The following is an 11,890-nucleotide window of genomic DNA, read 5'->3' on the forward strand; positions in this document are numbered from 1 at the left end:
AGCTGTCCCCGAAGGAACAACTCCGCTCGACTTGCATGTATTAGGCACGCCGCCAGCGTTCGTCCTGAGCCAGGATCAAACTCTCCAAAAAGGGTAGTTCAAACTACTGCGCTCATTACAAGCTAGCTTTCAAAACTTTGCTATGAGCCGAAGCTCACAGCGCGTATGCGCTCGTTGTTCAGTTTTCAAGGAACAAGCTGTCGGCTCAAGGCCGGACTATTAATGTACCACACCGAAACCATCGATGCAACCGGCAATGTTTTCCCACCGTTGCCGCTTCGTTATTTCGGCGCCGCCGTTCTCGCGGCGACAAGCAATAATATATCACAACCGCCTAGACCAATGCAAGTGTTTCTTTTCGACCATTTCTCGGTAAAGCTTCTCGGCCCCCGACAGGGGGCCGAGCGCTTAAGCCTATTACTCGACGGAACGCGCCCGCATATGCGGGAACAACAACACGTCGCGAATGGACGGCGCATTCGTAAGCAGCATCACGAGGCGGTCGACGCCGATGCCGAGACCGCCCGTCGGCGGCATGCCGTATTCGAGCGCACGAACGAAATCGTGATCCATCTCGTGCGCCTCGTCGTTCCCCTGCTCCCGTTCCAGCAGCTGCGCTTCGAACCGCTGCCGCTGATCGATCGGATCGTTCAGCTCGGTGAACGCGTTCGCGTACTCCCGGCCGACGATGAACAGCTCGAACCGATCCGTGAAGCGCGGATCCGCTTCGTTCTTCTTCGCGAGCGGCGAGATGGCCGTCGGGTGCCCGTAAACGAACGTAGGCTGAACGAGCTTCTCCTCCACGAACTGCTCATAGAACGAGTTGACGATATGTCCGAACGTATGCGACGGCTCGACCGGAACGTTATGCTCCTTCGCCAATCGCTTCGCTTCTTCGTCGCTCATCTCGGCCCAGAAATCGACCCCGACCGCTTCCTTGATCAGGTCGACCATATGCGCGCGGCGGAACGGCGGCGCCAGATTGACCTCGACGCCCTGGTACAGGACCGTCGTGGTGCCCAGCACTTCGCGGGCGATGTGCGAGATGACATTTTCCGTAAGCTTCATGATGTCTTGGTAATCGGCGTACGCCTCGTACAGCTCGAGCATCGTGAACTCCGGATTGTGGCGCGTCGATACGCCTTCGTTCCGGTACACGCGGCCGATCTCGTACACCTTCTCGAGACCGCCGACGATCAAGCGCTTCAGATGAAGTTCGATCGCGATCCGCATGTACATCTGCATGTCGAGGGCGTTATGATGCGTCACGAACGGACGGGCCGCGGCGCCGCCGGCGATCGCATGCAGCGTCGGCGTCTCGACTTCCAAGAAACCGAGGCCGTCGAAGTACCGCCGCATCGCTTGGATGATTCGGGAACGGGTAATGAACGTCTGCTGCACTTCCGGATTCGTAATCAAGTCCACGTACCGCTGACGGTAACGCTGCTCCACGTCCGTCAAACCATGGAATTTGTCCGGCAGCGGGTACAGCGACTTCGTCAGCACTTCGATCGACTTCGCCTTCACGGACAGCTCCCCGGTCTTCGTGCGGAAGAGCACGCCGTTCACCCCGACGATATCGCCGAGGTCGAGCAGGTTGAATGCCTTGTATAACGTGTTTCCGACTTCGTCCTCGCGGACGTAAATTTGAATGCGGCCGGTCAAATCCTGCACATGCGCGAAAGAAGCCTTGCCCATGCCGCGCTTTTGCATAATGCGGCCGGCCAGGCTGACCTCGATCGGGTTCGCGTCGAGCGCTTCGCCCGTCGTCTCCGCGTATGCCTTCAGTACATCTCCTGCGTAGTTCGAGCGCTCATAACGCTTGCCGAACGGATCGACGCCGAGCTCTCGCAGCGCATCCAGCTTGTCCCGCCGGATTTGCAGCAGCTCGCTAACTTCGATTTCTTGTGGTTGGACCGTATCGCTCATGATTCTCACTCCTACGAATGAAGGACAAGCCCAATGAACCAAAAAAGCCTCCGAAGGAAGCTCTCAAGGTCGTCGGGCTATATTACTTCTTCTTAATATCGATGATTTTATACTGAATGACGCCGGCGGGCACGTTCACGTCGACGATCGAGCCCTTCGATTTGCCAAGGATCGCCTTGCCTACCGGGCTCTCGTTCGAAATCTTGTTCTGCAGCGGATCGGACTCCGCGCTGCCTACGATCGAATACTCGACCGTATCCTTGAATTCGAGATCTTCCAAGATGACGATCGATCCGACGCTCACCGTGTTCGTGTCGACTTCGTCGTCGTTGATGATCCGCGCGTTCCGAAGCATCTTCTCGAGAGTGATGATCCGGCCTTCGATGAAGGCTTGTTCGTTCTTAGCGTCTTCGTATTCGGAATTCTCGCTAATATCGCCGTACCCGATCGCGATCTTGATCCGTTCGGCGACTTCGCGGCGCTTGACCGACTTGAGGTGCTCCAGCTCTTCCTCTAATTTTTTCAACCCTTCTTGGGTTAAAATGACCTCTTTCTCCGTCATTTTAAGTAGCTCCCGTCGTCTGAAAATTTGGTTCGGTATTCCGACTTGTGATTACTATATGAACAGCGGGGCCGAATCAACACAAGCAGGATTTAAATTATTGACGATTATATTTCAAGGGGGAGCAAATGTCAAACAACGGAAAGCGCGCCAGGCTCCAACATCCCGCTCTCGAGCGCCGCGACGTAACCGTCCAAAATCGAGACGACTTGGTCCCTCGTGGTCACTTCCATGATCCGGTTCTTCACTTCCGCCGCGCCGCGCAGCCCTTTGAGATACCAAGCGAAGTGCTTGCGCATATCCTTCACGGCGACCGCCTCGCCTTTCAACGCGATCAGACGATCGAGATGAAGCATCGCGATGCGCATCTTCTCCGCCGCGTCCGGCTCCGCCGGGAGCTCGCCCTTCGTCAAGTATTCGACCGTCCGATACAGCATCCAGGGGTTGCCCAGCGCGCCTCGGCCGATCATGACGCCGTCGCAGCCCGTCGTGTCGAGCATCCGCTTCGCGTCTTCCGGCGTAGCGACGTCCCCGTTCCCGATGACCGGAATGTTCACGGCTTCCTTCACCTGACGGATCATGTCCCAGTCCGCCTTGCCGGTGTAAAGCTGCTCCCGCGTCCGGCCGTGAACGGCTACCGCTTTCCCGCCGGCCCGCTCTACCGCTTGCGCGTTCTCGACGGCGTAAATATGCTCATGGTCCCAGCCGATTCGCATCTTCACCGTAACCGGCTTCTCGACCGCATCGACGACGGAGGAGACCATCTCGTAAATTTTATTCGGGTCGAGCAGCCAACGAGCGCCCGCGTCGCAGCTGACGACCTTCGGTACCGGGCAGCCCATGTTGATGTCGATAATGTCGGCGTTCGTGTGCTTGTCGACGTGCTTCGCCGCCGCTACGAGCGAGTTCCGATCCCCGCCGAAAATTTGCAGGCTGAGCGGCTTCTCGCGCTCGTCCACGAACAGCATCTCCATCGTACGCGCGTTGCCGTGCAGGATCGCCTTGTCGCTGACCATCTCGGCGCAGACGAGGCCGGTGCCGAACTCCTTCGCGATCAAGCGGAACGCCGGATTGCACACGCCGGCCATCGGCGCGAGCACGACGTTGTTTTTCGTTTCGACGTTGCCGATCTTTAATGTCTTCGTCATGTTCTCAATTCCCTCCTTCGGTTCCGTTCAATTCTTCTTTCTCGATGCCGAGCGCGTCGGCGATCTCGCGCAGCAATCTCGGTTCGGCCTTGCGCGTGCCGCGCTCCACCGCTCCGAGCACCGCGACCGAGACGCCGAGCTTCTCCGACAATTCGTTCTGCGTATATCCCTTCAGCTTTCGGAACGCCCGAATTCTGCCGGCCAATTGTTGCTGGTCCATCTTCTCACTCCCGCAGCGTCGACCGATCCCTCGGCGGGTCCTGACAGCCAGTCGCGCTCTTTGTTATCCAGTATATCCAGAAGGGGCACCAACACGAACGCCCGCTCCATTAATCGTGGATGCGGGACGGTCAGGTCCTTCGTGTTAAGCGTCGTATTGTCGTACAGCAGCAGATCGATATCGATCGTCCGCGGTCCCCAGCGAACGGTGCGTTCTCTGCCCAGCTCCCGTTCGATCGTAAGCGTCGACGCGAGCAGCGCCTCCGGAGCGAGCGAGGTTTCGATACGGCAAGCCATGTTGAGAAAAGGAGGCTGATCCTCGTACCCGACGGGATCGGTCTCGTACAGCGCCGAGACGTCGGTCACCCGTATCGAAGGATGTCCGTTCAATCGCTCGATCGCTTGCGCCAGCAAGACGTCCCGATCTCCGATATTGGAGCCTAAGCCTAAATAAGCGACGCTCATGACGCCGCCTTTCGGCGGCGCGTCAACTCGACCGTCACGCCGTCGAACACGATGTCGAACGGCGGGTGCGGCTTCATCACGCGAACCGTTACCTCATGTATTTTAGCATACGCGTCAAGAATGCGGGAAGCGAGCGTCTCTGCCAGCGCTTCAAGTAATTTGAACGTTTCGCCTTCCACGACGTCTTTCACTAAGCCGTATACTTCCGCGTAATTAACGGTATGCTGCAGATCGTCGGTCTCCCCGGCTTTCGAGAGGTCGAGCTTCAGCTCCAAGCTGACGTAGAAGCGCTGGCCGAGCCGGTTTTCTTCCGCGAATACGCCGTGCCTGCCGTACAGCTGAATGCGCTCCAGCTTCATCGTGTCCATACTGCTTCCCCCTTTTACGTTCACAACTCTTCGCCGCTTCGCACGATCGCGTCCGCCATGCGCGCCGCCTTGGCGTTCGCCCCGACGTCGTGCACGCGCACGATCGAGACGCCCTTCTGCACGCCGAGCGCCGTCGTCGCGATCGTGCCTTCGACGACGTCCTCCGGCCCCGCGTCCAGAATGTCGCGGATGAATCGCTTGCGCGACGTCCCGAGCAGTACGGGGTAGCCGAGCGACGCGACCGCTTCCAATCGGTTCAACAACTCAAGATTATGTCGACGGGTTTTCGCGAAGCCGATTCCCGGATCCAGAATAATATGGTCGTCCGGAATGCCCGCCGCCTTTGCGATCCAGATGCATTCGCTCAAGTCGTGAAACACGTCGACGACGAAGTCGGGACCGTAATTCATATGGTCCCGGTTATGCGTAAGGACGACCGGCGCGTTGCGCCTCGCGGCGACTTCCAGCAGTCGAGGATCCTTCTTGCCGCCCCATACGTCGTTGACGATCGTTGCGCCCGCCGCAAGCGCGGCTTCCGCGACGGCGCTCTTATACGTATCGATCGAGATCGGAACGTCGATGCCGTCTCGGCGCAGCGCCTCCAACACGGGAACGACCCTCGCGGTCTCTTCCTCGTCGGTAATCGGAACGTATCCCGGTCGAGTCGATTCTCCCCCGACATCCAAAATGTCGGCGCCTTCGGCGATCAACCGCCGAGCGTGCTCGAGCGCCCGCTCGACCGTCGTGTACTTTCCCCCGTCCGAGAACGAATCGGGCGTGACGTTCAGAATGCCCATAATGAGCGTGCGGCGCCCAAGGTCTTTATGAATTGCCATTAGGTACGCGATCCCTCGATTCCCGTAAGCTTGCGGTACGACCGTCGGAGCCGCTCCGTAACCGGTCCCGCATCCGGCGCCCACCGCTTCCGTTCCGTCCCGTCCGCATCGAACAATACCCCGACCGGCGTAAGCTCCTGCACGGAGTTCGTAACGAACGCTTCGTCGGCCGCAAGCAGCGCCTCCCAATCGAACCGTCCTTCGACGACGGGGAGGCCGGCTTCCCGCGCCTGCTCCAGGACGACTTCGCGCGTAATGCCCGGCAAGCAGCCCGTATCGAGCGCCGGCGTGCGGAGCGCTCCGTCCGCGACCCAGAAGACGTTGCTGACGATGCCTTCCACAAGGATACCCTGCGCGTCGGCGAACAGCCCTTCCGCCGACGGGGACGCCGTTCGTTCCGCGAGCTCCCATTTCCCTAGTACATTATTCATATAATGAAAAGACTTCCGCCGAACGACGCCGCCCTCCGGCCCGCTCCGCGTCAGCTTGAGCACATGCAGTTCTTTCGATGCCGCCGCGCTCGTCCCAAGCGACTTCGCCATAATGGCGACGTTCGGCGCTTCGTAGCCCGCGGGGCTTGGCAGCCCGAGGGGCGCCGCTCCGGCGGAGACGGACCAGCGGACGTACCCGTCCGTCAAGCCGTTCGCCCGAAGCGCTTCCGCGACCGCCGTTCCGATCTCGGAAGCGTCCGGCGCGTACGCGATCCGCAGCTCCTCGCAGCCGGCCCGCAGCCGTTCGACGTGACGTTCGAGGAGGAACGGCTTGCCGCCGTACGTGCGGAACGTCTCGAACAGCCCCATCCCGTAGAGAAAGCCGTGATCGGTTATCGGGATCACGGCTTCGGTCTCTTCGATTATCGTTCCGTTCCACCACAGCTTCATGCGTTCGTCCCCCGCGTCCGGTCGAGGAAGTTGCGGAGCATCGAAAGGCCATGCTCCGTGATGATCGACTCCGGGTGGAATTGCACCCCTTCGATCGGATAATGCTTGTGTCGAAGGCCCATAATTTCGCCTTCCGCCGTCTGCGCGGTAATTTCCAACACGTCCGGCAGCGTCTCCCGCTTCACGATGAGCGAGTGGTAGCGCGTCGCCGTGAACGGATTCGGCAGCCCTTCGAACATCGTGCGGCCGTCATGCTCGATCGGCGACGTCTTGCCGTGCATCAGCCGCTCGGCTCGCACGACGTCGCCGCCGAACGCCTGCCCGATCGCCTGATGTCCGAGGCATACGCCCAGGATCGGGATTTCTCCCTTAAACCGTTCGATGACGCCAAGCGACACGCCTGCCTCGTTCGGCGTGCAAGGCCCCGGCGAAATCAAAATATGATCAGGCCGCATCGCGGCGATGCCGTCGAGATCGATCTCGTCGTTCCGCTTCACGACGACCTCCTCGCCAAGCTCCCCGAGATACTGCACCAGGTTGTACGTAAAAGAGTCGTAATTATCGATGACCAAAATCATAGTAACGCCTCCCTCTCCTCTGCTCCGCTCCGCTCGTTACGCGCGTTCGCTGATTTCTACCGCTTTCCACAACGCCTTCGCCTTGTTTAACGATTCCGCGAATTCCTTCTCCGGAACGGAATCGATTACGATGCCGGCTCCCGATTGCACGTGAGCCGTTCCGTCTTTGTACACCAGCGTGCGTATAGTAATATTTAATTCCATATTGCCGTTATAGTCAATCCACCCGACCGCGCCGGTATAGACGCCGCGTCGGACCGGCTCCAGCTCTTCGATGATTTCCATCGTGCGAACCTTCGGCGCGCCGGTGATCGTCCCTCCGGGGAAGACCGCCGCGATGCAGTCGAACGCGTCCCTGCCCTCGGCCAGCTCGCCTTCGACCTCGGAGACGATGTGCATGACGTGGGAATAGTGCTCGACGGCCATGAGTTCCTTGACGCGAACCGTGCCGAACGTCGAAATTTTTCCCAGATCGTTCCGTTCCAGATCGACGAGCATAATATGCTCCGCGCGCTCCTTCTCGCTGAGCAGCAGCTCCTCGCGGAGCGCCCCGTCCTCGCCGACGTCCCGCCCCCTCGGACGCGTGCCGGCGATCGGCCGCGTCGACAGGCGGCCGTGTTCGAGACGCACGAGCAGCTCGGGCGAGCCGGAGACGATGCGTTCGCCGCCGGGGAGACGCAGGAACGCCATGTACGGCGACGGGTTGAGACGCCGCAGCGCTTCGAACACCCGCTCCGGGGACGCGCGCAGCGGCTTCGATTGCCGGACGCTGATATTGACTTGGAACACGTCGCCGCTCGCGATATATTCACGAATCCGCTCGACCGCGTTCATGTACCGCTCCTTCGGCAAGCTGAGCCGGACGTCCGCCATTCGTTCGACGTCGATGTCGAGCGCTTCGGGGATGTCCAGCGGCGGCGCTTCCGCCTGCGTCCATCGGTCCCACGCCCGCTTCATCTCGGCAACGGCCGCCCGCGCCTCCTCGTAATGCGCGCGAAGCGCCTCGCCGTCCCGCCGCTCGTCCTGAAGGCGGGTCTTATACGCCGCGCAATAGAGCCGTTGGTCGACATGGTCGATGATCCATAGCTTCTCCAACCGCATAAAGAAGTAGTCCGGCACGGGAGAGTCCGCAGCCGCCTCGTCCGGCAGACGCTCGATCGTTCGGACGACGTCGTACGCCAGGTAACCGACGATGCCGCCGGTAAACTTAGGCGCGCGAGGCACCGGCGGCGAGGCGAACTCGGCCATCCACCGCCGCAATATTTGTAGGGGCGGCCCGATGAGCCGCTCCCCGTCCGATGGACCGCCGCTCGCCTTGCGCCGAACCGCCTCGGTCAACCCGCCCGTCACCCACTCCGCCGGCTCCGCGCCGACGAACGTATATCGTCCGGCCTTCCCGCTCTCCAGCACGACCGCGGCTTCTCCCGCTTCCTCCCACAATCGCTCCCAGCTTCGAACCGGCGAAGCCGTATAATCGAAAGCCTCAATGTAAGGGAGGCAATTGTAGCGCTCGTTCCAATCCACCCATTGTCCGTACGTGATCATGCGTCCCTCGACCGCCGTTCTTCGAAAACTATTGCCTCAGTATACTGCATTTCGCGCCGAAATTCACGATCACTTGCGCCAGCATTCCTTTGATTGCACGAAATACCCGCCCGGAACGCGAACGATCATCCAATGCTCCATCCCGGCGCGATCAACGTCCAAGGGTCCTCTTCGAAGACGTCCCGCATGAAGGCGATCATAGCCTCGCTCGCATAGGACGTATCCGTCTCTATCGCCTAAAGCCTGATGGAAACGAACGATGCTTCGTTTGTCCAAGGGGGAAGACCTCCTCTTTATTCCCATCGTAGATAAATTTCTAAGTTAGATAAAATTCGACGATACAAAAATACAATACCTCTACCCCGGCGTTTTGCACAAAAAAGCACCGCCGGACCCTAAGGTCTCGGCGGTGCTTCCAACCGATGAAACGATTATTGGTTTTCTTCGAAGTTGTACAGCGGCGTGCTGAGGTAACGCTCGCCGTTGCTCGGCACGATCGCGACGACGCGCTTGCCTTTGCCGAGCTTCTTCGCCACTTGCAGCGCCGCGAAGATGGCCGCGCCGGACGAGATGCCGCCGAGGATGCCCTCTTCCTTCGCTACGCGGCGGGAGGTCGCGAAGGCGTCGTCGTTTTCCACTGCAATGATTTCGTTATAAATTTCCGTGTTCAAGATCGACGGAACGAAGCCCGCGCCGATGCCTTGAATCTTATGCGGGCCTGGCTTGCCGCCCGACAATACCGGCGAAGCCGCCGGCTCGACCGCGACGATCTGAATGCCCGGGAAGTTCTCGCGAAGCACTTCGCCCGCGCCCGTAATCGTGCCGCCCGTACCGATGCCCGCGACGAACGCGTCCAATTGACCGTCGTGCGACTTGATCGCTTCGACGATTTCCGGACCCGTCGTGCGGCGGTGGATTTCCACGTTGTTGATGTTGTTGAATTGCTGCGGCATGAAGTAGCCGTTCTCCGCCTGAAGCTCTTCCGCGCGCTTGATCGCGCCCTTCATGCCTTCCGGTCCCGGCGTCAGAACGAGCTGCGCGCCGTAAGCGCGAAGCAGGTTGCGGCGCTCGATGCTCATCGTCTCCGGCATGACGAGGATCGCCTTATACCCCTTCGCGGCGGCAACCATCGCAAGACCGATGCCCGTATTCCCGCTCGTCGGCTCGACGATCGTGTCGCCCGGCTTGATCCGTCCTTCGCGCTCGGCCGCTTCGATCATGTTGATCGCGATCCGATCCTTAACGCTCGCGCCCGGGTTCTGGTACTCGAGTTTTACGTAAATTTCAGCGCTGTCTTCCGGCACGACTCGGTTCAGCTTAACGAGAGGCGTGTCTCCGATGAGTTGCGTGATGTTCTGGACTAATTTGGCCATAATGGTATGAATCCTCCTTAGATCCGACCCGCCCGACTTACGGTGAGAAGGATAATCCCGAGTAATTAGGTCGGTTTTGTTTCCATCTTATCAATCGCCATCGAGAAAGTCAACTGCATTGTACTTCTCGAGCAGCATCGCTTCGACGTCGAATAACGACGGCGCCTGCGCCAATGCAAGCTCGCGCTTCAGCTCTTCCCGTACGTTGGAATCGTCCAACGGATCGATCGTCCGGCGGCCGAGGAGCGTGACGATCATCCAACGGCCGTCCTCGAGCGACAAGGGCGGACTGACGTCGCCGACGCTCATCGCGCCGAGCGCCTCGGCCGCCTCGGACGGGATGAACGGGTCGTCCGCGGACACCCAACCCGAATCGCCCCCCGCGGCCGCCGTCGTCTCGTCGAGCGAGACGTCCTTCGCGAGCAGGTCGAACGCGACGCCTTTCCCCAGCTGCTGCAGCACGAGATTGGCGCGTTCCTTGCTGTCGACCACGATCTGCGCGTACCGAATGTCGTGCATCGGGGCGAATTCTTCCGGATGCTCCTCGATATACGCCTCCACGTCCGCTTCGGTCACTTGGATGCGGGCCGTCGCGACCCCTTCCAGCATGAGCCTATATAATGCGTCGTCCCGTAGCGCCTGTTCGGACATGCCGAGCTGTTCTCTCATCACGCGATAAAATTCCGCTTCGCTCTCGTACCCGATTTGCATCCGGTTCAGCTCTTCGTCGATGTCGGCCCGGGTCACGTTAATGCCCAAGGACTGCGCCTCCAAGCGGACGACGGTTTCCTTCAACCAGTGCCGCACGAATTCGGCTCCGAAGGCGTCCCGAAGCTCCTCCAAAAATTCGTCCTCGTACAACGTGACCGAGCCGGCTTGAGCGATCTTGCGCTTCCCCGTTCCGTCGCCCTCTTCCGCCGTTCCCGAGCCTTGTCCGTCCGGCCGGTCGGCCGGGGGAGGCGGCGCGGCATCGCCTCCGGACGGACCCGGTACCGCGAGAAGCACCGCCAGCGCGGCCGAGAGCGCGGCTAATGCGCCGCACAGTCCCCAAAGCCATTTTTCTCTCGACATCGCTCTCCCACCGATTCTATTTTGCGTCCAGCCGCTCCCGCAGCGTCGTCAGCTCCGGCCGATCGAAGCCGTATTTTTCGTTGCAGAAGTGGCATACCACCTCGGCGCTGCCTTCCCCCTCGATAATGGCGTCCAGCTCTTCCTTGCCGAGCGACACCAACGTGTTCTCCACGCGTTCCCGCGAGCAGAAGCATTGGAACCGCAGCTCCAGACGCTCCACGGCGGAGATGTCGTCCACGAGCTCTCGCATCATATCCTCCGGCGTCAATCCCCGCTCCAACATCGAGGTGACGGGCGGGATGGCTGCGAGCCGCTTCTCGAGCTCGGCGATTTCGTCGTCCTCGAGCCCGGGCAGCAGCTGAAGAATAAGACCGCCGGCCGTCTTGATCGAGTAGTCGGTATCGACGAGCACCCCGAGCGATACGGCGGAAGGCGTTTGCTCCGACTTGGCGAAATAATACGTGAAGTCTTCCGCGAGCTCGCCCGAAACGATCGGGATGCTGCCGCGGTACGGCTCGCGAAGCCCTAAATCCTTGATGACGTAAATAAACCCTTCCGTGCCCACGACGCCGGCGACGTCCAGCTTTCCTAAGCTGTTGCTCGGCAGATGGGAATGCGGATTGTCCGCGTAAGCGCGCACTTCGCCCTTCGCGTTCGCGTCGGCGACGATCTGGCCGATCGGGCCGTTGCCCTTCACCTGAATCGTCACCTTCTCCTCGCCTTTCAGCATCGCGCCCATCATCGCGGCCGCCGTCGCCGTCCGACCAACCGCGGCCGCAGCCGTCGGGAACAAGTCGTGCCGTCTTCGTATTTCTTCCACGACCTCCGTCGTTCGCGCGGCGAACAGGCGAACCTTCCCCTGCAGTCCGGTCGCCCGTACTAAATAATCGTTCAAGCTCGTTTCTCTCCTTCCGC

13 protein-coding genes and 1 rRNA gene are annotated in these 11,890 nt (G+C 60.2%); all 14 read right to left on the reverse strand.

Annotated elements, in window-relative coordinates; all coding sequences use genetic code 11:
• Positions 1 to 91: ribosomal RNA gene (locus tag RIN49_RS24890) — 16S ribosomal RNA — on the reverse strand; the annotation flags it as partial.
• A gap of 326 nt (positions 92 to 417) precedes the next feature.
• A complete protein-coding gene (lysS, locus tag RIN49_RS24895) occupies positions 418 to 1,929 on the reverse strand; it encodes a lysine--tRNA ligase (RefSeq protein ID WP_309122847.1) in 1,512 nt (503 codons plus the stop codon).
• Positions 1,930 to 2,011: 82 nt separating this feature from the next.
• Entirely contained in the window at positions 2,012 to 2,491 is a 480-nt protein-coding gene (gene greA, locus RIN49_RS24900; protein WP_309122848.1) for a transcription elongation factor GreA, read from the reverse strand.
• Between the two features lie 131 nt (positions 2,492 to 2,622).
• Complete coding sequence (dusB, locus tag RIN49_RS24905) at positions 2,623 to 3,639, reverse strand: tRNA dihydrouridine synthase DusB (RefSeq protein WP_309122849.1); 1,017 nt, start codon at positions 3,637 to 3,639, stop codon at positions 2,623 to 2,625.
• A 4-nt stretch (positions 3,640 to 3,643) separates the two neighbouring features.
• Positions 3,644 to 3,859, reverse strand: a complete 216-nt coding sequence (locus RIN49_RS24910; RefSeq protein ID WP_309122850.1) for a helix-turn-helix domain-containing protein — start codon at positions 3,857 to 3,859, stop codon at positions 3,644 to 3,646.
• On the reverse strand, positions 3,811 to 4,323 hold the full coding sequence (gene folK / locus RIN49_RS24915; RefSeq protein WP_309122851.1) for a 2-amino-4-hydroxy-6-hydroxymethyldihydropteridine diphosphokinase: 513 nt from the start codon (positions 4,321 to 4,323) through the stop codon (positions 3,811 to 3,813). Before folK ends, RIN49_RS24910 begins: the two co-directional genes overlap by 49 nt.
• Positions 4,320 to 4,691 (reverse strand): dihydroneopterin aldolase, encoded by a 372-nt coding sequence (folB, locus tag RIN49_RS24920; protein ID WP_309122852.1) that lies wholly within the window; start codon positions 4,689 to 4,691, stop codon positions 4,320 to 4,322. The genes folK and folB overlap by 4 nt, the downstream gene beginning before the upstream one ends.
• A 20-nt stretch (positions 4,692 to 4,711) precedes the next feature.
• Positions 4,712 to 5,527: a dihydropteroate synthase gene (folP, locus tag RIN49_RS24925; RefSeq protein WP_309122853.1), complete on the reverse strand. Its 816-nt coding sequence runs from the start codon at positions 5,525 to 5,527 to the stop codon at positions 4,712 to 4,714.
• Positions 5,527 to 6,408, reverse strand: a complete 882-nt coding sequence (locus tag RIN49_RS24930) for an aminotransferase class IV (protein ID WP_309122854.1) — start codon at positions 6,406 to 6,408, stop codon at positions 5,527 to 5,529. The genes folP and RIN49_RS24930 overlap by 1 nt, the downstream gene beginning before the upstream one ends.
• On the reverse strand, positions 6,405 to 6,986 hold the full coding sequence (gene pabA, locus RIN49_RS24935; protein ID WP_309122855.1) for an aminodeoxychorismate/anthranilate synthase component II: 582 nt from the start codon (positions 6,984 to 6,986) through the stop codon (positions 6,405 to 6,407). The genes RIN49_RS24930 and pabA overlap by 4 nt, the downstream gene beginning before the upstream one ends.
• A gap of 36 nt (positions 6,987 to 7,022) precedes the next feature.
• A complete protein-coding gene (locus tag RIN49_RS24940) occupies positions 7,023 to 8,531 on the reverse strand; it encodes an anthranilate synthase component I family protein (RefSeq protein WP_309122856.1) in 1,509 nt (502 codons plus the stop codon).
• A 431-nt stretch (positions 8,532 to 8,962) separates the two neighbouring features.
• Positions 8,963 to 9,904: a cysteine synthase A gene (gene cysK, locus RIN49_RS24945; RefSeq protein ID WP_309122857.1), complete on the reverse strand. Its 942-nt coding sequence runs from the start codon at positions 9,902 to 9,904 to the stop codon at positions 8,963 to 8,965.
• A gap of 90 nt (positions 9,905 to 9,994) precedes the next feature.
• Positions 9,995 to 10,975: a peptidylprolyl isomerase gene (locus RIN49_RS24950; RefSeq protein WP_309122858.1), complete on the reverse strand. Its 981-nt coding sequence runs from the start codon at positions 10,973 to 10,975 to the stop codon at positions 9,995 to 9,997.
• A 16-nt stretch (positions 10,976 to 10,991) separates the two neighbouring features.
• Positions 10,992 to 11,870 (reverse strand): Hsp33 family molecular chaperone HslO, encoded by an 879-nt coding sequence (hslO, locus tag RIN49_RS24955; protein ID WP_309122859.1) that lies wholly within the window; start codon positions 11,868 to 11,870, stop codon positions 10,992 to 10,994.
• Between the last annotated feature and the right edge of the window lie 20 nt (positions 11,871 to 11,890).

It is taken from the genome of Paenibacillus sp. (assembly GCF_031177825.1).
Lineage (GTDB): Bacteria > Bacillota > Bacilli > Paenibacillales > YIM-B00363 > Paenibacillus_AE.